Annotated in this window: 16 protein-coding genes; 7 read left to right on the top strand and 9 right to left on the bottom strand. The window is 66.5% G+C overall.

The annotated features are described in order from the left end of the window. Positions 1 to 59: 59 nt before the first annotated feature. The 5 genes from F6B93_RS09940 to F6B93_RS09920 all read right to left on the bottom strand — a co-directional run bounded on the left by F6B93_RS09940 (position 60) and on the right by F6B93_RS09920 (position 6818). Positions 60 to 2846 carry a PE family protein gene (locus tag F6B93_RS09940; RefSeq protein ID WP_211698945.1) on the bottom strand — a complete coding sequence of 929 codons (2787 nt, stop codon included), beginning with the start codon at positions 2844 to 2846 and terminating at the stop codon, positions 60 to 62. A 212-nt stretch (positions 2847 to 3058) separates the two neighbouring features. Then, positions 3059 to 3568 carry a 2'-5' RNA ligase family protein gene (locus F6B93_RS09935; protein ID WP_211699389.1) on the bottom strand — a complete coding sequence of 170 codons (510 nt, stop codon included), beginning with the start codon at positions 3566 to 3568 and terminating at the stop codon, positions 3059 to 3061. Then, positions 3568 to 4248, bottom strand: a complete 681-nt coding sequence (gene bioD / locus F6B93_RS09930; RefSeq protein ID WP_211698944.1) for a dethiobiotin synthase — start codon at positions 4246 to 4248, stop codon at positions 3568 to 3570. Before bioD ends, F6B93_RS09935 begins: the two co-directional genes overlap by 1 nt. Next, positions 4245 to 5495 carry an 8-amino-7-oxononanoate synthase gene (locus F6B93_RS09925; RefSeq protein ID WP_211698943.1) on the bottom strand — a complete coding sequence of 417 codons (1251 nt, stop codon included), beginning with the start codon at positions 5493 to 5495 and terminating at the stop codon, positions 4245 to 4247. Before F6B93_RS09925 ends, bioD begins: the two co-directional genes overlap by 4 nt. 6 nt (positions 5496 to 5501) lie before the next feature. Then, positions 5502 to 6818: an adenosylmethionine--8-amino-7-oxononanoate transaminase gene (locus tag F6B93_RS09920; RefSeq protein ID WP_211698942.1), complete on the bottom strand. Its 1317-nt coding sequence runs from the start codon at positions 6816 to 6818 to the stop codon at positions 5502 to 5504. 180 nt (positions 6819 to 6998) lie between these two features. Between F6B93_RS09920 and F6B93_RS09915 the strand changes: the two genes are divergently transcribed. The 6 genes from F6B93_RS09915 (at position 6999) to treZ (ending at position 17137) form a co-directional block, all read left to right on the top strand. Beyond that, entirely contained in the window at positions 6999 to 7445 is a 447-nt protein-coding gene (locus F6B93_RS09915) for a hypothetical protein (protein ID WP_211698941.1), read from the top strand. A 344-nt stretch (positions 7446 to 7789) separates the two neighbouring features. Continuing rightward, entirely contained in the window at positions 7790 to 8533 is a 744-nt protein-coding gene (ripD, locus tag F6B93_RS09910) for an NlpC/P60 family peptidoglycan-binding protein RipD (protein WP_211698940.1), read from the top strand. A 96-nt stretch (positions 8534 to 8629) separates the two neighbouring features. Further along, entirely contained in the window at positions 8630 to 10804 is a 2175-nt protein-coding gene (locus F6B93_RS09905) for an acyltransferase family protein (protein WP_211698939.1), read from the top strand. A 92-nt stretch (positions 10805 to 10896) separates the two neighbouring features. After that, the gene (gene glgX, locus F6B93_RS09900) at positions 10897 to 13074 is read left to right on the top strand and encodes a glycogen debranching protein GlgX (RefSeq protein ID WP_211698938.1); all 2178 of its coding nucleotides are present in this window, start codon (positions 10897 to 10899) and stop codon (positions 13072 to 13074) included. Between the two features lie 3 nt (positions 13075 to 13077). Further along, the gene (treY, locus tag F6B93_RS09895) at positions 13078 to 15375 is read left to right on the top strand and encodes a malto-oligosyltrehalose synthase (RefSeq protein WP_211698937.1); all 2298 of its coding nucleotides are present in this window, start codon (positions 13078 to 13080) and stop codon (positions 15373 to 15375) included. Continuing rightward, entirely contained in the window at positions 15368 to 17137 is a 1770-nt protein-coding gene (treZ, locus tag F6B93_RS09890) for a malto-oligosyltrehalose trehalohydrolase (protein ID WP_211698936.1), read from the top strand. The genes treY and treZ overlap by 8 nt, the downstream gene beginning before the upstream one ends. Here the strand turns inward: treZ and F6B93_RS09885 are convergent. The 3 genes from F6B93_RS09885 to F6B93_RS09875 all read right to left on the bottom strand — a co-directional run bounded on the left by F6B93_RS09885 (position 17122) and on the right by F6B93_RS09875 (position 19560). Beyond that, entirely contained in the window at positions 17122 to 17874 is a 753-nt protein-coding gene (locus F6B93_RS09885; protein ID WP_211698935.1) for a hypothetical protein, read from the bottom strand. The two genes, treZ and F6B93_RS09885, sit on opposite strands and share 16 nt — an antisense overlap. A 10-nt stretch (positions 17875 to 17884) precedes the next feature. Beyond that, positions 17885 to 18490 carry a TetR/AcrR family transcriptional regulator gene (locus tag F6B93_RS09880; protein ID WP_211698934.1) on the bottom strand — a complete coding sequence of 202 codons (606 nt, stop codon included), beginning with the start codon at positions 18488 to 18490 and terminating at the stop codon, positions 17885 to 17887. Positions 18491 to 18648: 158 nt separating this feature from the next. Then, complete coding sequence (locus F6B93_RS09875; protein ID WP_211698933.1) at positions 18649 to 19560, bottom strand: winged helix-turn-helix transcriptional regulator; 912 nt, start codon at positions 19558 to 19560, stop codon at positions 18649 to 18651. On the opposite strand from F6B93_RS09875, the gene F6B93_RS09870 reads away from it, so the two are divergent. Then, positions 19536 to 20468 (top strand): enoyl-CoA hydratase/isomerase family protein, encoded by a 933-nt coding sequence (locus tag F6B93_RS09870; RefSeq protein WP_343232730.1) that lies wholly within the window; start codon positions 19536 to 19538, stop codon positions 20466 to 20468. The genes F6B93_RS09875 and F6B93_RS09870 overlap by 25 nt on opposite strands. Positions 20469 to 20571: 103 nt before the next feature. Here the strand turns inward: F6B93_RS09870 and F6B93_RS09865 are convergent, their stop codons facing one another. Then, a complete protein-coding gene (locus F6B93_RS09865; protein ID WP_246541055.1) occupies positions 20572 to 21909 on the bottom strand; it encodes an aminotransferase class I/II-fold pyridoxal phosphate-dependent enzyme in 1338 nt (445 codons plus the stop codon). Positions 21910 to 21919 lie beyond the last annotated feature (10 nt).

Here is a 21919-nt window from a genome sequence, read left to right as displayed (position 1 = left end):
GTTGGCCTGCTCGCATGTTGCGCGGTATGACAGCGGAAGATCGACTGCGCGCCCGTCGGCTACGTCTGACCGTTCACCCCAGGCAAGCCCAACACGGTTCCACCGACACCGCCCGCACCGCCGGTACCGTTGGAAACAATCCCAACCCCGGCGTCACCGCCGGCACCGCCATTGCCGATCAGCTGGGCGCTGCCGCCGTCACCGCCGCTACCGCCTGTACCGGCGGCGTTCGAATTCTGCCCGCCGACGCCGCCGGCCCCGCCGCCGCCGATGAGCGCGGCAGTCCCGCCGGCACCGCCGTCACCGGCGACGTCGCTGCCAGCTCCGCCGCTACCGCCGATGCCGCCGTCACCGATCAGCAGCGCGGCGCGACCGCCGGCCCCGCCGGCCCCACCGGTGCCATTGACACCAAGGGCGCCATGTCCACCGGCCCCACCGGCACCACCATTGCCGAACAACCCGATAGCGGCCCCGCCGGCCCCGCCGTCCGCGGCGACGTTGCCGCTGAAGCTCTGATTGTTGCCGCCGGCCCCACCAGCCCCGCCGTCGCCAGCGACAATGCCGCCGGCCCCACCAGCCCCGCCGACACCCGGCGTGCCGCCGTTGGCGCCCGTGCCGCCGGCCCCTCCGTTACCGAACAGGCCGGCATTGCCGCCGGCCCCGCCGATGCCGGCGCCGGTGCCGCCCCCCTGGCCGCCGGCGCCGCCGGCCCCTCCGCTGCCGAACAGTCCGACGGCGTGACCGCCGGCCCCGCCGGCCCCCCCGCCGGCGCCGGAGGTACCGCCAGCGCCGCCCGCCCCGCCGTCACCAATGAGCAGGCCACCGCGGCCACCCGCTCCACCGGTGCCGCCACCGCCACCCCCGACACCGCCCTGCCCGCCTGCGCCACCGTGACCGAATAACCCGGTGGCGTTGCCGCCGGCCCCGCCGGCCCCGCCGGCCCCGGCGGCGCCGTCGGCGTTGGCCCCTCCGCTACCACCGCCCCCGCCGTTGCCGAAGAGGATGCCGCCAGCACCACCAGCGCCGCCAGCCCCGGCTGTAGTAGCCCCGTCGATACTCCCGCCGACGCCGCCGGAACCACCGTTGCCGAACAACCCAGCGGCCCCACCATTGCCGCCGGGCCCGCCGGCACTCGTGCCGGATCCGCCGTTGCCGCCGTTGCCGAACAAGATGCCACCATCGCCGCCATTGGCTCCGGTTCCCGGCGCCCCGTCGGCGCCGTCGCCGACCAACGGACGCCCGAACAATGCCTGGGTGGGTGCGTTGATCGCGTTGAGCACGTCCTGCTGCACGATCTGCAGCGGAGTGGCGTTGGCCGCGTCACCGGGCAAACCCAACAGGAGTCCACCGGCACCGCCGGTACCGCGGCTACCGTCGCCGGCGCCCCCGATCCCGGGGTTCCCCCCGGCGCCGCCGTTGCCGATCAGCTGCGCGTTGCCGCCGTTGCCGCCGTCACCTCCCGGACTGGCCGGGTCGAGGTTCTGCCCACCGACTCCGCCAGCGCCGCCGCTACCGAACAGCCCGGCCATGCCGCCGGACCCGCCGTCACCAGCGACCAGCCTGCCGACCCCGCCGCCACCACCGGTGCCACCGTCGCCAATCAGCAGCCCGCCGCGGCCACCGGCCCCGCCGCTGCCGCCGGTGCCGCCGGTGCCGAAGGCGCCCTGTCCACCGGCCCCACCGGCACCGCCGTTGCCGAACAGCCCGATGGCGGTCCCGCCCGCGCCGCCGGCCCCGGCGACCCCGGCAGCGTCAGCGCCAGTGGGGTTATTGCCACCGTTACCACCGGCCCCGCCGTCCCCGGCGAGGAGGCCACCTGTCCCGCCGGCTCCGCCGTCGCCACTGGCCGCGGTGCCCTGCGCGCCGGCGCCGCCGGCGCCGCCGTCGCCGAACAACCCGGCGGCCCCACCGGCTCCCCCGATGCCGCCGGTACCACCACTGCCGCCGGCGCCCCCGGCCCCGCCAATTCCGGCAATCATGCCTCCTGCCCCACCGGCCCCACCGGCCCCACCAAAGCCGTCAGCGCCGCCGGTAGAACCGCTCCCACCCATACCACCGTCGCCGAACAGCCCGGCATGCCCGCCGGCCCCACCGGCCCCGCCAAAGCCGTCTCTCGCGGCTTGACCGCCTAGCCCACCAGCCCCACCGTGACCGAACAGCCCGATAGCGTTACCGCCAACCCCGCCCGACCCACTGACCCCGGCCATCGCGCCAGCTATGCCGCCGGCCCCGCCGCCGCCGCCGTTACCGACCAGGATGCCGCCGGTGCCCCCGGCGCCGCCGGCCCCGGCCGGGCCAACCCCGCTGACACTCCCGCCGGCGCCGCCGGCGCCGCCGTTGCCGAACAGCCCGGCGGCCCCACCGTTGCCGCCCGGCCCCCCTGCGCTGCTGCCCGACCCGCCGTTGCCGCCGTTGCCGAATAAGATCCCGCCGTCCCCACCGTTGGCCCCGGTGCCCGGCGCCCCGTTGGCGCCATTGCCGATCAGCGGGCGCCCCAACAACGCCTGGGTGGGGCCGTTGATCGCATTGAGCACGTCCTGCTGCAGGACCTGCAGCGGCGTCGCTGCGGCCGCCTCGGCACCCACATACGCGGCCGCGCCCGCGGTCAACGCCTGCACAAACCGGACCTGGTAGGCCGCCGCCTGGGCACTGAGCGTCTGATAGGCCCGGCCGTGCCCCCCAAACAACGCCGCCAGAGCTGCAGACACCTCATCCTCGGCCGCGGCCAGTACTAACGTCGTCGGGGCCGCCGCTGCCGCATTGGCCGCGCTGATGCCGGAACCGATACCGGCCAGATCGGTCGCTGCCGCCGCAACTAGCTCCGGGGCCACCATCACAAGTGACATGCCGACCATCTCCATCTGCGCGCAACCGACGAGGCCAAATGTCTCGTCGTCATCGAAGAATCAGCCGTAGAAATCGTAGCCCCGTCAGGAGCTCTCCCAGCTACGTTCTCGACAATTCGCCTTCGCGCGTGCGCCGGGCCGACGTTGGGTCAACCGCACCGATCCACCCGCCGGCGCCCATTCGGACGGCCCGGCTGGCCTCCTGGCCCATCTCAGCGGATCAGATGCTCGACGCGCTTGTTGCCCTCCCAGCGGCGCAAGCCTGCGAATTGCCCGTCGATCTGTGCCGGCCGTCCCGCGATACGCAGCGCCCGGCTCAACTGGGCGCCCCCGGCCCGGCGAGCCAATGTGACATGTGCGGTCCACTGACCCGGCAGGCTATTGGACATGGGGCCCGGCATCAGATGGGAAGCACATAGCCGATGCACCTCGGCGTGCAGCGCCAGCAGATCACGAGTCGGCACCACCAGCCGCGCGAGGACGAGGTTCCCCCGCCCGAAGAACACCGGGGCACCGATCGCGCAGGCCAGCGGCAGCCCGTCGGCAACGGGACCCAGCAGGTCGTCGACCTCGGGGGCGACCCGGTCGGCAACGGCGAGGGTCACATGCGGACGGCTAGCCGGCGCCTGGCTGGGTATCCCCACGGAGGCCAAGCCGTCCCAGATATGACGAACTGCCGCCTCGGTGTCGCGGTCGAAGACCAGCTCGATGGAATGCACCATCACCGCACCAGACCGGTTACCCAGTCGCGGTCGAACGCGGCCGCGCTCATGGCCGCGAAGCCGGCACAATCCATCGATCCAGCCCCGGCGGGCAGTGAAGCCCGCACCGGGGCCAACCGAGCCAGCTCAGCGTGATTCGAAATCTCCACCAACCCGGGTCGGGCCGGCCAGCTGCCGATCACTAGACCCGCACACGAAACCCCCTGCCCAGCAAGCGACTCCAGAGTCAGCGCGGTGTGATTGAGAGTGCCCAATTCCGCGGCAACGGTGACAATCGCCGCGGCGCGCAAGTCGGCAGCGAGATCACGCAGGGTCACGTCCGGGTCCGCCAGTTGCACCAACAGCCCGCCGGCGCCTTCGACAAGGGTCAGCCGCCCGGGGCGGTCCAGGCCAACGATGACCTGCAACACCTGCTCGCGAGTGGGCAACTGCCGCCCGGCCTGCTCGGCCGCGGCGGCCGGTGCCATGGGCAGCGGAAAGCGCGCCAACCCGGCCAGCTCGCTGACCCCAGACAGCCGAGCCAGCTCCGCCAGGTCGTCATCGCCGATGTCAATCCCGGTCTGCACGGGCTTACACAGCGCCACGTCCATGCCGGCCTGCCGTGCGTGGGACGCCAGGGCAGCGGTGGTGACCGTCTTGCCTACCCCGGTGCCGGTACCCGTGACGAACAGGACGGTCAAGGGCGCGCCCCGGCAGCCCGACCAAGTACGTCTGTCAAGACTCGGCGGGCCAGCTCGAGGTCCTCGGAATCCAACGATGCGCGCGCAGTAAGCCGCAGCCGTGACGTCCCGGCGGGTACCGCCGGAGGCCGGAAGCAGCCGACCTTCACCCCGGCGTCCAGGCAGGCCATCGCGGCGGCGAGCGCTACCTCCGGATCCCCCAAGATCACCGACACCACCGCCGATTCGGGCGGGCAGATCCCACACTGCCCGGCCGCTCCTCGCCCGGCCGCGCCGCGGCCAGCATCGTTGCCGCGCGCTCTGCAGATCTGGTCCAGTTCGCGGGCATGCCGGAGTACCGCGTCCGGCCGCCACGGCTCGGCCTTCAGGACGCCCAGCGCGCCCAGCGCGGCGCCGACCGCAGCGGGCGCCAAGGCGGTGTCAAAGATGAATGGCCGTGCGGCGTCGATCAGGTGTGCCCGTACCGCCGAAGGCCCGAGCACCACTCCGCCCTGGCTGCCCAGCGCCTTCGACAAGGTCGTGGTCATGACCACGTCGGGTGCGCCCGCAAGCCCAAGTTCATGGAGGAGCCCGCGCCCGCCGCCGCGCACGCCAAGACCGTGGGCCTCATCGACAATGAGCAGCGCCCGATGCCGCCGGCACACGTCGAGCAATTCGCGAACCGGGGCCAAGACGCCGTCGGCGCTGAACACCGAATCGGTGACGACGACGGCGCGCTCCTCGTCGCGCGATCCCAGTGCCGTGTCGACCGCGTCCAGGTCTCGATGCGGCGTCACCACCACTCTGGCCCGTGACAACCGGCAGGCATCAACCAGGGAAGCGTGTGAATAGGCGTCCGACACCAGCAGCGACCCCGGGCCAGTCAAGCCAGCGACGGCTCCGAGGTTCGCCGTGTAGCCCGACGAGAACAGCAAGCCCGAGGCGGCCCCGACATACTCGGCAAGCTCCGACTCGAATTGCTGGTGCAACTCGGTATCGCCGGTGACGAGACGCGAACCGGTGGAACCGGCACCCCAGACGCGCAACGCCTGAACGCCACGTTCGATGACGTCGGGGTGTTGGGAGAGGCCGAGGTAGTCGTTGGAAGCCAGATCCAGCTCCGTGGCGACCGCAGATCGCGGCCGCAGTGAACGGCGTAGCCCCGCCTGACGACGCTCTAGCTCCACCGCTTCCAGCCAAGCCAAGGCTGTCGGGGCGCTACCCGCTCGCGTGCATGTGTCGATGGGTGCCTGCGAGGGGGCGTTCATGGTGCCTCAGCCTACGAGGCGCGCGACCTCGACCATCGCCGAGGTGATCTGCGCGATCTCGTCAGGTGTGCAGATGTAGGGCGGCATCGCATAGACAAGGTTGCGAAACGGACGTAACCACACGCCGCCATCCAGCGCCGTCGGCGTTGCGACTGCCAGGTCGACGGGCTGGATGCATTCGATGACGCCGATACCGCCACACACCCGCACCTCGGCTACCCCGGGCAAGGCGCGGGCAGCGTCCAAGCCCGCGGTCAGCCCGGCGGCCAACCCGGCGATTCGCGACCGCCAGTCCTGGGCCAGCAGCGTCTCAACGCTGGCGACCGACACCGCGCAGGCCAGCGGGTTGGCCATGAATGTCGGCCCGTGCATCAGCGCGCCGGCTGTCCCGGCGCTGATGGTGTGCGCGATGTCGGCCGTGCACAAAGTGGCGGCCAAGCTGAGGTATCCCCCGGTGAGCGCCTTGCCGACGCACATGATGTCCGGGCTCACCGCCGCGTGATCGGCGGCGAAGAGTTCGCCGGTCCGGCCGAAGCCGGTCGCGATCTCGTCGAAGATCAGTAGCACCTCGTGACGTTGGCAGATGTCGCGAAGATCACGGAGATACCGCGGGTCGTGGAAACGCATCCCACCGGCACCCTGCACGACGGGTTCGACAACCACGGCGGCCAGTTCGGCCGCATGCTGGGCGAGCTGGGCTTCGAACGCCGCGATGTAGGCGGGATCGTAATCTCGCGGCACCTGCTCGGCGAACACTTGGCGAGCCAGAATGTCGGTCCACAAGGAGTGCATGCCGCCGACGGGGTCGCAGATGCTCATCGGCGTGAAAGTGTCGCCGTGATAGCCGCCCCGCCAGGTCATCAGCCGGTACTTGCCCGACTTGCCACGGCTGCGCCAATACTGCAGCGCCATTTTCACCGCGACTTCTACCGAGACGGAACCGGAGTCACTGAAGAAAACCGTCTCCAAGCCGGCCGGGGTGATATCGACAAGCAGCTTTGCCAGCCGGGCCGCCGGCTCATGGGTCAAACCACCGAACATGACGTGATTCATGGCGCCAAGCTGCGTTGTCAACGCCGCGTCGAGGACCGGGTGGCCGTGACCGTGGATCGCGGTCCACCAGGAGCTCATGCCGTCGAGCACGTCGATCGGCTTGCCGTCGCGGATCAGCGTCAGCCACGCGCCGCGAGCGGCCACGGCAACGAGGTTCGGTGCGGGCCCCTGCGGTTTCGGGCTGCCGATAGTGCTGTATGGGTGCCACACGTGGGCGACATCGATTGCGCTGACCTGCTCGGGCGTCAAGCCTGGAGTCGCCGCAGCCATGGAGACAGAGGGTAATGCAGACCCGGAGCAGGACGTCCGTCCCAAGACGCGGCTAGCTGCCGGATTCCGTGGGCGGAGTCCAGGCCCGGCCGAGGTGGAGCTTACGAATCTTCACGCTATCGAACGCACGACCTGAGCAGCCAAGTCGCGCAAATCGTGGCCATCGGGGAGCATGCATGCATGCCGTCGCCCGATCAGCCCGAGAATGCGCAACCCGAATCGAACACGGACGCCGTCGGGGTGCGCGACGACTCCACCGACCGGCAACCGGCGGTCCTGCGGCTGCGGATAGTCCCCTGGGATGCCTTCGTCACCGTCGCGACATCGGGGGTGCTCGTCTTTTTGGTCACGATGACCAGCTGGGCATCGAGGCTCTTCGCCTTCACCGAACGCATCTGCCCACCGGAAACCTGCCTACCAGTGCCCTTCGGTGTTGACTACTGGATTTACCCGGTGATGTGGGGCGGCATCGGCGTTGCTGTAGCCGCCGCTGTGGTGGGCCCCTTCGTTTCGATGTTGCGGGGCTGGTACATGTCCTTCTGGCCAATCGGGGCGATCGCCGTCATCACCCTCACATCGGTCGCCGGCTATGCGATGACCGGCTTCAGCGAGCAGTATTGGCACTGAGGCTGTTGGCCTGACCGCCCTGCGCCGGGGTGAGACCGAAATCACAACTGCGCATACATGATTGGGCGCTCCCGTCACTGTCTGATCACGTTCCTACAAAAAATCTCTCAAACCTCTGGCGGTCCTCACTCCCTGTTGTCAAAGTGGCTTTTGTGACTGGTGTGAATACAGCGGCTCGCCGATTGGTTCACATTTCTTGGTGTCACTCGACGGCGCAGAGTTCCACGATGGGGCCGTCACACCAGTCATGAAACGGCAGCGGATGCGCGCACCACCGCGCTGAGGCGCACGACCCTATGGGGCCCACACTCGGGCTCCACAGATCGCAAGAGATTGGAATCGCCATGAAACGCATCTACGCCTTAGCGATCGGCCTGGTGATGATGGTGGCCCCACTGGTGGCCTTCACCGGTGTCGCGGCAGCGGACCCGGGCATCCGGCCGATGGACTACCAGCGTGTCACCGACGTGGTGATCGCGCGCGGACTTTCACAACGGGGCGTGCCCTTCTCCTGGGCGGGCGGCGGCGTCGATGGTCCCAGCCGCGGCAAAGGCCGGGGTCTGTATACGGTCGGATTCGACGCGTCAGGCCTGGTCCAGTACGCCTACGCTGGTGCCGGCATCAAACTGCCCCGTTCCTCCGGCGAGATGTACAAAGTCGGCCAGAAGGTCCTGCCACAGCAGGCACGCATGGGCGACCTGATCTTTTATGGGCCAGAAGGTACGCAAAGCGTCGCGTTGTACCTGGGCAAGGGGAAAATGCTGGAGGTCAGCGACTCCGTCCAGGTCTCGCAGGTTCGCACCCGCGACATGACGCCATATCTGGTCCGGGTTCTCGGCACCCCGCAAGTACCCCTGCGGCGGACGCCGGCGCCGGTCCAACAAGCGCCGGTCCAACAAGCACCAGGCCAGCAAGCACCAGGCCAGCAAGCACCTGTCCAGCAAGCGCCTGTCCAGCAAGCACCGGTCCAGCAAGCACCGGTCCAGCAAGCACCGGTCCAGCAAGCACCCGTCCAGCAAGCACCCGTCCAGCAAGCACCGGCGCAGCAGCTGCCCACGCAGCCAGCACCCGCCGTCACCACCGGGTAGCCACCCCGATACCCCCTGGGCCTCACCCGCCGCCAGCCCCCCAACGGATCAGTGGGGAGAGCAGGCGGCGGGTTTTGGGTAAATTAGCGGTCGATCATGCTGACCTTGTCACCACCTCCCTCACCCGCGGCCACCGCGGAACCGGCCGCACCGGCCACGATGGGGACCCGTAAAACCGGGTTCTATCGCCACGATCTCGACGGCCTGCGCGGTATTGCGATCGCGCTTGTGGCGATGTTCCACGTCTGGTTCGGCCGGGTTTCCGGCGGAGTCGATGTGTTCCTGGCGCTGTCCGGGTTCTTCTTCGGCGGAAAATTGCTGCGCGCCGCCCTCAACCCCACTGTGTCCCTGTCGCCGGTAGCCGAAGTGGTCCGGCTGGTGCGCCGCCTGCTTCCGGCACTCGTCGTCGTGCTGGCCAGCTGCGCGCTACTCACCATCCTTATACAGCCCCAGACTCGCTGGGAGACCTTCGCCAATCAGAGCCTGGCCAGCCTCGGCTACTACCAGAACTGGGAACTGGCGAACACCGTGTCGGACTACCTACGAGCTGGCGAAGCGGTGAGCCCGTTGCAGCACATCTGGTCCATGTCGGTGCAGGGCCAGTTCTATATCGCGTTCCTCCTGCTCGTTGCCGGCTGCGCCTACCTGCTACGGGGCAAGCTCCGCGCAAACATGCGGACCACTTTCATCGTGCTACTGAGCGCATTGACCGTGGCGTCGTTCGTTTACGCGATCATTGCTCATCAGGCCGACCAATCGACCGCCTACTACAACAGCTTCGCCAGGGCATGGGAACTGCTGTTGGGGGCACTGGTCGGTGCGCTGGTGCCCTACGTACGGTGGCCGATGTGGCTACGCACCGTGGTCGCCACCGTCGCGCTAGCGGCGATTGTGTCGTGCGGGGCCCTCATTGATGGCGTCAAAGAATTTCCGGGTCCCTGGGCGCTGGTGCCCGTCGGGGCCACCATGCTGATGATCCTCGCGGGGGCGAACCGGCACAGCCACCCCAGCACCCGCGACCGGATGCCGCTGCCCAACCGACTGCTGGCAACCGGGCCGCTAGTGGCGCTGGGAGCGATGGCGTACTCGCTCTACCTGTGGCACTGGCCACTGCTCATCTTCTGGCTTTCCTATACCGGCCACCGGCGCGCCAACTTCCTCGAAGGCACCGCAGTGCTGCTGATCTCCGGGGTGTTGGCGTATCTGACGACCCGGCTCGTCGAAGACCCCCTGCGATATCGCGCATCGGCCCAGACGGCGTCGCTGACGGCCGTTCCGCCGATTCCGTGGCGGCTGCGGTTGCGCCGACCCACGATCGTTCTGGGATCCATCGTGGCTCTGCTTGGGGTTGCACTCACTGCGACCTCGTTCACCTGGCGTGAGCACGTGATCGTTCAGCGCGCCAACGGCAAGGAACTCAGCGGCCTGAGCTCGCGCGACTACCCCGGCGCACGCGCGCTGATCCACCACGTCAGGGTGCCCAAACTGCGGATGCGGCCGACCGTGCTAGAGGTCAAGAACGATCTCCCGGCGTCCACCAAGGACGGATGCATCAGCGACTTCCACAACCCGGCGGTGGTCAACTGCACCTACGGCGACGTGAACGCAGCTAGGACTATCGCACTGGCCGGCGGTTCGCATGCGGAACACTGGCTGACCGCGCTGGATCTGCTGGGCCGCATGCACCATTTCAAGGTGGTGACGTATCTCAAGATGGGCTGCCCGTTGTCCACCGAGCAAGTCCCGCTGATTATGGGCAGCAACGCCGCCTATCCGCAGTGTCATACCTGGGTGCAAAGGGCGATGCGCAAGCTGGTGAACGACCGCCCGGACTACGTGTTCACCACCTCGACTCGACCGTGGAACATCAAGCCGGGCGACGTGATGCCGGCCACCTACATCGGAATCTGGCAAACGTTCTCCGACAACAACATTCCCGTCCTTGCGATGCGCGACACCCCATGGCTGGTCAAAGACCGCAAGCCGCTGATCCCTGCCGACTGCTTGGCCAAGGGCGGCACCGCGCAGTCGTGCAGCCTGGCGCGTTCGAAAGTGCTGGTCGACCGCAACCCCACGCTTGACTTTGTTGAGCGCTTCCCACTGTTGAAGCCGCTCGATATGTCCGACGCGGTATGCCGCCACGACGTCTGTCGCCCGGTTGAGGGAAATGTCCTGGTCTACCGCGACTCCCATCATCTGTCTCGCACCTATGTGCGGACGATGACTGGCGAGCTCGGCCGGCAGATCGCCGCCCAAACCGGCTGGTGGTAAGCCACAGCCAACTAGCCTGACAACACGAACGGCACCGAGAAGCCGCGTGGCGTCGCGACCGGGCACGCACCGAAACTGGCTAGAGTCATGTGATGTCGTCGAACCCGGCTGCGGACTCGGGCGCGCCCACCTTGCCCACGGTGTGGCCGGGCAACGCCTACCCGCTTGGGGCTTCCTACGACGGAGCTGGCACGAACTTCTCGCTCTTCTCCGAGATCGCCGAGAAGGTGGAGCTATGCCTGATCGGCGATGACGGCACCGAGGCTCGGGTCCCGCTTGACGAGATCGACGGATACGTCTGGCATGCCTATCTGCCCAATGTCAGCCCCGGCCAGCGCTATGGGTTTCGCGTCCACGGTCCGTTCAACCCCGCGGCGGGCCATCGCTGTGACCCCAGCAAGCTATTGCTCGACCCGTATGGAAAGGCATTCGACGGCGACTTCACCTTCGATCAGGCGCTGTTCTCCTACGACATGAATGCCGTTGATCCCGAGGGCAGTGGGGCCGACACCGGCACTCCCCCTATGGTCGACTCTCTGGGTTACACCATGACCAGTGTGGTGATCAACCCATTCTTTGACTGGGCCTTCGATCGGGCGCCCTTGACTCCGTATCACGAAACGGTCATCTACGAGGCACACGTCAAAGGCATGACGCAGACTCATCCGGGGGTGCCGCAAGAGCTGCGAGGCACCTACGCTGGGCTGGCCCACCCGGTGATCATCGACCACCTCAAGCAGCTCAACGTCACTGCCATCGAACTGATGCCGGTGCACCAATTCCTGCACGACTTTCGGCTACTCGATCTCGGCTTACGAAACTACTGGGGTTACAACACATTTGGGTTCTTCGCGCCGCATAACAGGTACGCATCCACCCGTCGAGCCGGCAGTGCGGTAGCCGAGTTCAAGATGATGGTGCGCAGCCTGCACGAGGCCGGGATCGAAGTCATCCTCGATGTGGTCTACAACCACACCGCGGAGTCCGATCATTTCGGTCCGACCATCAATTTCCGCGGCATCGATAACACTGCCTACTACCGGCTCGTCGACGAGGACCTGCGGCTTTACAAAGACTTCACGGGCACCGGCAATAGCCTCAATGCCCGGCACCCACACACCCTCCAGCTGATCATGGACTCCCTGCGCTACTGGGTGACCGAAATGCACGTCGATGGGTTCCGCTTCGACCTGGCCGCGACGCTGGCCCGCGAGCTGCACGACGTCGACCGGCTGTCGGCGTTCTTCGATCTGGTGCAACAGGATCCGGTGGTGAGCCAGGTCAAACTGATCGCCGAGCCATGGGATGTCGGCGAGGGCGGTTATCAGGTTGGCAATTTCCCGGGACTGTGGACGGAGTGGAACGGCAAGTACCGCGACACGGTCCGAGACTACTGGCGCGGCGAGCCGGCCACACTCGGCGAGTTCGCCTCGCGCCTGACCGGGTCGTCAGATCTCTACGAGACGACCGGCCGAAGACCGAGCGCCAGCATCAACTTCGTCACCGCGCACGACGGCTTCACGCTCAACGATCTGGTGTCCTACAACGAGAAACACAACGAGGACAACGGCGAGGACAACCGCGATGGCGAGAGCCACAACCGATCGTGGAATTGCGGCGTCGAAGGCCCCACCGACGACCCCGACATCCTGGCGTTGCGTGCCCGACAGATGCGCAATATCTGGGCCACGCTCATGGTGAGCCAGGGCACACCGATGATTTCGCACGGCGACGAGGTCGGGCGCACCCAGCACGGCAACAACAATGTCTACTGCCAGGACTCCGAGTTGTCCTGGATGGACTGGACTTTGCTTGACAAGAACGCCGAGCTGCTGGCCTTTGCCCGAAAAGCGACGACGTTGCGCACGAGGCATCCGGTGTTCCGACGACGCCGGTTCTTCGATGGCGAACCGATCCGAAGCGGCGACGAGATACGCGACATCGCCTGGCTGACGCCCGACGGCCGGGAGATGACACACGAGGACTGGGGCCGAAGCTTCCGCGAGTGTGTGGCGGTCTTCCTGAACGGAGCGGCCATTACCGCGCCCGATGTACGGGGCCAGCGGGTGGTTGGCGACTCATTCTTGTTGTGTTTCAACGCCCACGACGGTGATGTGACGTTCGTGATGCCGAACCGCGAGTATGCCCAAGAATGGACTGCAGACCTGGATACCAACCATCCCAGCGGTGACACTGACCTGACCGCGGCTGCCGGCGCACAGATCGCCGTCTCCGCCCGCTCGCTGCTTGTTCTCCGTAAGACCCTGTAGGATATGGCTTTTCCGGTTCTCGCCACCTACCGGTTGCAGCTACGCGGCCCGTCGAGCGGGTACGGGTTCACGTTCGCCGACGCGGAGAGCCTCCTCGACTACTTCGATGACCTCGGGGTGTCGCATCTCTACCTGTCCCCCATACTGACTGCGGTCCGCGGATCCAGCCACGGATACGACGTCACCGACACCACAAAGATCTCCACGGAACTGGGCGGCCCCGAGGGTTTGGCCCGGCTGTCGGAGGCCGCGCGGGCGCGCGGCATGGGGCTGATCGTCGACATCGTGCCCAACCATGTAGGGGTCGAGGTTCCCGACCAGAACGCGTGGTGGTGGGATGTCCTGCAATTCGGTCAGTCCTCCGCTTATGCGAGCTACTTCGATATCGATTGGGAGCTCGGCGACGGCCGAATAATTCTGCCGCTGCTAGGTTCAGACGATGCCGTCAGCAATCTCCGCGTCGACGGTGACGTGCTTCGACTCGGAAATGTGGCCCTACCGATCGCGCCCGGCACCGGCCACGGCACCGGCTGCCAGGTCCACGACCGCCAACACTATCGGCTGGTCTCCTGGCGGCGCGGACTCTGCGGCTACCGCCGGTTCTTCTCCATCAATTCCCTGGCCGCACTCCGTCAGGAAGACCGAGCAGTGTTCTTGGCCAGCCACGCCGAGATAGCTCGCTGGGTTGCGGAGGACATCGTCGACGGTGTGCGGATCGACCACCCTGACGGATTGTCTGATCCCGTCGGGTATCTGACGCAGCTGCGCGAGCTACTCGGCCCGCACGCGTGGGTCGTGATCGAAAAGATCCTGGCCGTAGACGAGGCGCTGGACCCGACACTGCCCGTCGACGGTACGACCGGTTATGACGCGTTGCGCGAGGTGGGCGGCGTCTTCGTTGATCCGGCCGGGCAGGCCGCGCTCACAACACTCGCCGAATCCTCGGGCCCGGGCCATCGCGCTGGGCCCGCGAGGGTGGCCGAACTCAAGATCGACGCGGCCGTGGACGCGCTAGCGACCGAACTCACGAGGTTACGGCGGTGCATCGCAGCCAGTGCCGGCGCCGATCATCGGCTGTTACCCAACGCAATCGCGGCCCTGCTCAGCCACATCACGGTGTATCGGTGCGACTATCCGGGCCAGGCCGCGACCCTGCCTACTGCTCTTGCGCAAACCAATTCCGCGGCGCCCCAACTTGCGCCCGGTTTGCAGCTGATTGCCGCAGCTATAGCCGGCGGCGGCGAGCCGGCGACCCGGCTGCAGCAGCTGTGCGGGGCGGTGACGGCCAAGGCCGTTGAGGATTGCATGTTCTATCGCGATTCTCGGCTCGTGTCGCTCAACGAGGTCGGTGGCAACCCCGATCGCTTTGGTGTCGGCCTTTCAGAATTCCACCACCGCGCCGCGACCCGGGCTCGGTTGTGGCCCCACACCATGACGACGCTGTCCACACACGACACCAAACGTAGCGAAGACGTGCGCGCCCGTATTGGAGTGCTGTCGCAGCTGCCATCGCTGTGGGCGCAGTTCGTTTCACACGCCGAGACGGTAGCGCCCTGCCCGGACATCACGACCGGGCACTTTCTGTTGCAGAACATCTTCGGCGTGTGGCCGGTGCACGGCCAGGTTGGCGAGCAACTACGAAGCCGGCTGCACTCCTATGCCGACAAAGCCATCAGGGAATCGGCACGACATACCTCATGGCGCGACCCGGACGCCGCCTTCGAGAGTGCCGTGCACCGCTGGATCGACACCATCCTTGACGGTCCAGCCGGCAAAGAACTGACCCGACTTGTCGCCCACGTCAACTCGCACGCCGAAAGCGACGCCCTGGGACAGAAACTGCTCGCGCTGACCGTGCCCGGAATCCCGGACATGTACCAGGGCACCGAGCTCTGGGACGACAGCCTGGTTGACCCGGACAACCGCCGTCCGGTCGACTACGCTGCTCGGCGCGCCGCTCTGAAGGCCTTGCAACACCGAAAAATACGAGTCGTTGCCGCAGCACTCCGCGTGCGGCGAGCCCATCCCGACTGCTTCCTCGACGGCGAATACTCTGCGGTGCTCGCCACCGGCCCAGCCTGCGATCACATCGTTGCGTTCCGCCGCGGCAATGACGTCGTCGTCGCAGTGACCCGCTGGACGGTACGCCTCGCGAACACGGGCTGGGGCGACACCGTGCTGCCGCTGCCGCACGGTTCTTGGAGAGACACCCTTACCGAACGCCTAGTGCGCGATCCGGCGCAGGCCATCGAACTGTTCGCGGACCTGCCGGTCGTCTTGCTGGAGCGCGTGCATGCCTGAATTCCGAGTGTGGGCACCCAAACCCACGCTGGTCCGCCTCGACGTCGAGGGCGTCGTACACGCTATGGAACGATCCGAGGACGGGTGGTGGCATGCGGTCGTGGCCGCACCCGCCGGAGCCCGCTACGGCTACCTCCTCGATGACGACCCGACGGTGCTACCCGACCCGCGATCGGCCCGCCAACCCGACGGGGTCCACGCGCGTTCGGCGCTCTGGGAGCCGCCCGGCCCGCGTGGTACCACCGGGACCGACGCCGACTGGCCCGGCCGGTCGGTGGAGGGCGCGGTGATCTACGAACTGCACGTCGGCACCTTCACCGCGGCGGGAACCTTCGACTCGGCCATCGAAAAGCTTGACCTACTAGTCGATCTCGGAGTCGAATTCGTCGAGGTAATGCCAATCAACTCGTTTGCCGGCACCCACGGCTGGGGATACGACGGGGTGCTGTGGTACAGCGTGCACGAACCCTACGGTGGCCCCGATGGGCTGGTCCGGTTCATCGACGCATGCCACGCCCGTGGCCTGGGTGTTGTGATTGACGCGGTGTTCAACCACTTCGGCCCTTCGGGCAACTACCTTCCTAGGTTCGGCCCGTACTTGTCGTCAACGACCAACCCGTGGGGGCCGGGAATCAATATCTGCGATGCTGACTCCGACGAAGTGCGACGCTACATCGTCGGGTGCGCGCTGCGCTGGATGCGGGACTTTCATGCCGATGGACTGCGACTGGACGCGGTGCAAGTCCTGGTAGACACTACCGCGGTCCACATCCTCGAGGAGCTGGCCCGGGAGACGCGTTGGCTGTCGCGGCAGTTGGGCCGTCCGTTGTCGCTGATCGCCGAGAGTGACCAAAACGATCCGCGCCTGATCACGCCACCCGGGGCCGGTGGCTATGGGATCACCGCCCAATGGGACGACGACATTCATCACGCACTACACAGCGCGGTATCCGGCGAACGTCAAGGCTATTACGCCGACTTCGGATCGCTGGCCACCCTCGCACGCACACTACGGCGTGGCTACTTTCACGCTGGAACGTACTCGTCGTTCCGACGGCGGCGCCACGGGCGTCCGTTGGACACGCGGACAGTCCCCGCAACCAGGCTGGTGGCCTACACCTGCACCCACGATCAGGTCGGCAACCGCGCTCTCGGAGATCGCCCCTCCCAGAGCTTGACGTGCGGTCAACTGGCCGTCAAGGCCGCGCTGGTCCTAGGATCACCCTATACCGCAATGCTTTTCATGGGAGAAGAATGGGGCGCCTCGAGCCCGTTTCTGTTCTTCAGCTCGCATCCCGAACCCGAACTGGCTCGCGCGACTGCCGAGGGACGCAAGGCGGAATTCGCCGAACACGGTTGGGAGCCCGGCGATGTTCCGGACCCGCAAGATCCCCGGACATTCCAGCGCTCCAAGCTGAACTGGGACGAAGCCGGATCCGGCGAGCACGCCCGGTTGCGCTGCGTGTATCGCGATCTGATTGCATTGCGGCACAACGATCCTGACTTTTCCGACGCTTGCCTTGACCACCTCACGGTCGACTACAACGAATACCATCGCTGGATCATGATGCGCCGCGGCCGACTAGCGATCGTTTGCAACCTCGCCGCCGACACGGTACGGGTACCGATCAGCGGTGAGTTGATGCTTGCCTGGAGCTCACCGCACATCGACAGCAACACCACGGCGCTACCGCCACATTCGTTCGCGATACTGCGCGTCGATAGCGATTCCCTACCGCAGGTTGATCACGCCAAATGGTAAAGCATCGGCATTGCGCCGGTGTTGTTGGCTTCGAAGTGCGCTAAGACATAGCGTCGAAAACTCGGTTTGAAGATCAGCGAAGGCAGGATATCGCGAAGCCGATCCCAGCGGCAGTGGTTGATCACCGTGTAGTCAGTGGCGCTGTCCGGTCGCAGGAGGGTGGAATTGCGCAGGCCGGTCTGGTCCTGGAACCAGCCCGCCGTGTATTCCCAGACCGCGAGATTCACAGCCGCGCTGTCGGCGTAGAAAAAGTTGAGGAGAAAGACGCCATTGCGGGTATGGTCCACATCGCCCATCCGGCGGGCGTTATGGCCGGTGATTACCTGGACGTCGGTCGACGCCTGCTGCAGCAATGTTTCGATCTGGCGCCACGCTGGGCTGGTGCGCAATTGCGTGGCGGCATCGGGATCATCGGTCTCCACCCACACGGCGACGTCGTAGCGCGCGTGGTGCACAGCGGGGCGCCGTCTGAGGAACGCCGAGCGGCCCGGCGGTCGAAGCAACGCCTTGAGGCGGACAACCTCCCGCACACCCGGTAGAGCCTTCAGCTCAGCCACGGCGGAATGCACAGCGTCAAGCAGTCGTCGCTTGGTACGGCTTTCGAAGCCATACCCCAACGGCGGACGTCGGTCGACGAGCGCGGTGGCCAGTAGGTAGCCGAAGGAATTCGGCTCCACCAGATCAACTTTGGGAAAGCGACCAGCACTCTCCACCAACGTAAGTTCGGTCTCTGTCATCAATGCCCTCCTAGCCGTCCTGGTGTCTCTTCTTGCCATGGCCGATCGCGGCGACAACTGATGGTCGGCTCTGTAGAGCCGCTACCGCGATCCGGAAGTAACTATCAACTGTGGACTTGTCGACGCCCCGTAGCCCAAATAACTGCGCTCCCTGGACGATGCCAACCAGGTATTCGGCCAGCGCGTCGATGTCGGCGTCTTCTGCTATCTCCCGGCGTTCACGCGCCCGTGCAAGCGCCTGCGCGAACAGCGTCTTGATCGTCGAGAAATGGGTTTCAACTTGCTCGGTGATCGCCGGCGCCTCGTACACGGGCTCGACGAGGGCGCGGCACGCCATGCACCCGTTAGCTGAGTCGCCCGTATCGAACAACGCCAAGCTCGTATCGAAGGCCGCCCGGATGTCGTCGAGCCCGCCCGAGCCACTGGCAAGAGGAGCAAACGCGGTCTCGATGAACATCTCGCTGTATTGCCGCAGGCACATGGCGTAGAGCTCGGCCTTGCCGCCCCAGTTCTGATAGATCGCATACCTGTTGAGCCCACTGACCTGGACGATCTCCTCCATAGAGACCTTCTCGTAGCCCTTCTGCCAGAAGAGTCGCATCACATCAGAGAGCATCGGCCTGCCACCATCAGAACGGTCATTCTGATGCAGACGCTACCGCCTGGCGGCACAGAGTGCAAAGGCGAGCTGCAGAAGGTCACCGTCTCACCAACCCCGCCGACTAGGGCACCGCGCCCACACCGTTATCCGCTCGGCGACACTAGTTGGATTGGCTAATTGTCCTCAAACGCTGTGTCGGACCGCGCGATTGGGGCGGCGCACGCGCTACAACTGAGAACCGGAGCAAGTCGCCGCCCACAGTTCTCGTGCGTGAGCCGCACCGGAGGCCTGCCGTCGGCCACCCAGCGATCACCCCACGCGAGCATTGCGAGCGGCACCGGATACAGCGCCAGCCCCTTCTCGGTGAGCCGATACTGGTGTCGCAGCGGCCGGTGCTGGTATGCCGTTCTGGTGAGGATACCCAGCTCGTCGAACCGCCGAAGGCGGTGGGAAAGGATATTGGGAGCGATCCCAAGGCGCTGCTGGAATTCGTCGAAACGGTGTGAGCCGTAGAAGCATTCGCGAATCAGCAGCGCACTCCAACGATCACCGATGACCTGCAACGTCGCAGCAGTCGGATTAGGGCGGACACGTTGCAACAGGTCAAGCCCAGGTGCACGACGACGGGTCACTACGCCGGATAGCGCGACGGCGGGATCTGGCCGCCGGTCGAAGCTGACGTCGCGGGCTCGGACCAGCTCACCGCAGGCGGCGCAGCGCAGTTCGGCGTGGATTGACTGAGCGCATCCGATGTGGGCGACTCGTCGCGAGATGTGCCGGTCCGCCGTATTCCAGCGGTCGGCCCACGCCATGGCGGCCATGATGCAACCAAAGAAATCCGCGCCCATTTCGGTGGGACGGTAGCCCCGCTCGTCATGGTCCATCAGCCCATTGACGCAGAGCGACGATAGCCTCGCGCTCAGCGTCGACCGTGCAATCCCAAGACGACTCTGAAAGGAGGCGAACCGCGTGATGCCGTCGATGATCGCCTCACTGAGCAGCAGCCAGGACCAGGCGTCACCCACCGTCTCGATGGCGCCGAACACCGAGCAATTCGCGAATGCGCGCCGAGCTGTTTCGGGCATGGAACCAGACTAGCGGTAGTTGCTTGCGTAACGAGACTTCGAGGCCTATAGTCTCGTTACGCAAGTTACGCCGCCTGAAAGAGCCCGCGATGTCTGAGACCGACTACCAAGATCTGATCTTCGAGCGAACCGGCCCTCGAACGACGATCACGCTGAACCGTCCCCACCGCCACAATGCCCTCGATCGGGCACTGTCCACGGAGCTGAATCGCGCTGTGCGACAAGTTCGCGACGACCGGGACTGTCGCATTCTGATCTTGCGCGGTGCCGGCGATACGTTTTGCGCCGGTGACGACATCACAGAGTTCAACACCTGGGGCGCGGACGACGCCTACTGGCAAGTGCGGCTTTACCAGGAAACCGTGCAAATCCTTGAGGATCTGACGGCCATCACGATCGCCGCAGTGGACGGCGTCTGCACGGGCGGCGGTCTGGAACTCACCCTGGTCTGCGATTTCGTCATCGCTACCGACCGGTCACGGTGGGGCATGCCCGAGATCGACTGGGACATCACACCGGGCTGGGGCGGCACCTCGCGGCTGCCCCGCTACGCCGGTCGTCGCAAGGCCAAAGAATGGAACCTGATCGGTGCCCTATTCGGCGCCCAGAAAGCAGAACGCTACGACCTCGTCAACCGCATCGTCACCCCTGACGAGCTCGATGCCGAGGTCGACGCATTGGCCGAGGTCATGCTCGCCAAGCATCCCCTCACCGTGCGCCGCACGAAGTTCATCATGAACAAAGGTATCGATCTGCACGTGTCGGGAGCGCTCGCCTTTGAAGTGCCGATCACGCCATTGGCGGGTAGGGACGGCATCGCTGACTTCACGAATCGAGACGCCCGCCAACGGCGACGCCGGCTGTCACGACAGTTCTGGCAGGACCCGGAAACGGCAGCAACCCCGTAGGCCGCGCCCACATTGCGCCAGCGGTTGCTCACCCCCGCCCGGCCCCAACCCTCGCGGCACTCTGGGCGAACGAAGACCGAACATTCATCGTCCACACGCGGCCTCAGACGCTCGCGGGGCCGGTCGAATGCATGGCAGCGGCCACGGCGTCGGCCAGCGGATCGATTTCGTGGCCAGCGAGGTCAGCAATGGTGATGCGGATTCCGGGCGGGGTGCGAACCCGGAACCGCGTTCCGGGCGCGGCGGCCCAGCCCGCGTTGAGCAGGCGGGTGATGACCACCGTCTCGTCCAGTACCGGGATCCACACATTGAGTCCCGATCGCCCGTAGGCGGTGACACCGCGCTCGGCCACGGCCGCGCAGAGCCGCGTACGGTTCTCCGCGTAGCGCTGTTCGGCCTTGCGGACAAGGCGCCTCGCCGCCTCATCGGTCCACAAGCCGACGGCCAGGTCTTGCAACACATGACTCACCCAGCCCGGCCCCAGCCGAAGGCGACCGTGTACCCGCTCAACGGTGCGGCGGTCGCCGGCAAGGACGGCCAGCCGCAGGTCGGGGCCGTACGCCTTGGAGGCCGACCGCACGAAGGCCCAGCGGCGGGTGGTCCCGGCGAGTGTGTGCAGCCGCTCGCCGGCGATGCCCGCGCCATGGTCGTCTTCAACGAGCAGCAGATCGTCGGAGCGCTCCGCCAACAGGCTGTGCAGCAAGCCGGCACGGTGCGCAGACAGGGCCGCCCCGGTCGGGTTCTGCGCACGGCTGGTGACGATCAGTGCCCGCACACCCCGGTCCAAAGCCCAAGCCACGTCCGAAACCAGGGGGCCGTCGTCGTCAACCCGAACGGTCTCGGCCGAAAGACCAAGTGCGGCAAGAAGATCAAGCAGGTTTGCCCAACCCGGATCCTCAATGGCCACCGTGTCGCCCGGACGGACGTGGGTGGCGAGTACGCGCTCGATACCATCCAACGCGCCACTGGTTACCGCGAGATCATCGGCACACACACCGTCGGCGGCCAGGTCACCGCGAGCTGATTCGACTAACTCCGCTGACATCGCCGGCTCGCCGTACATGATTGGGCGGGCTGGTTTGGCCGGCGCGAATCGGGCGGCAGCGATCGGTAGCAGCGCGGGGTCCGGATTCCCGGTTGACAGGTCGCGCACGCCGGCGGGGACGTCAAGCCCACGCAGCGAACGGGGCGTGCTCGCCGGCCGGTCACGCACCCGGGTGCCGCGCCGGCCCGAGGTGGCGACTACCCCGCGATCGCGCAGCAGGCGGTAGGCGGCGGCGACGGTGTTGGCATTCACGCCGAGTTGGTTGGCCAGGCCGCGTATGGAGGGCAGTGCGTCGCCCGGCGCCAGATCGCCTCGGGAAATGGCCTCTTCGACGCTAGCCGCGATGGACTCTGCACCCGTTCCCGCTATGCTCCGTTGTACGATCTGTACTGGCACAGCATCTATT

The organism is Mycobacterium spongiae, assembly GCF_018278905.1.
GTDB lineage: Bacteria > Actinomycetota > Actinomycetes > Mycobacteriales > Mycobacteriaceae > Mycobacterium > Mycobacterium spongiae.
The sequence above is the reverse complement of the archived record's forward strand: the minus strand, read 5'-3'. Positions and strand labels throughout refer to the sequence as shown.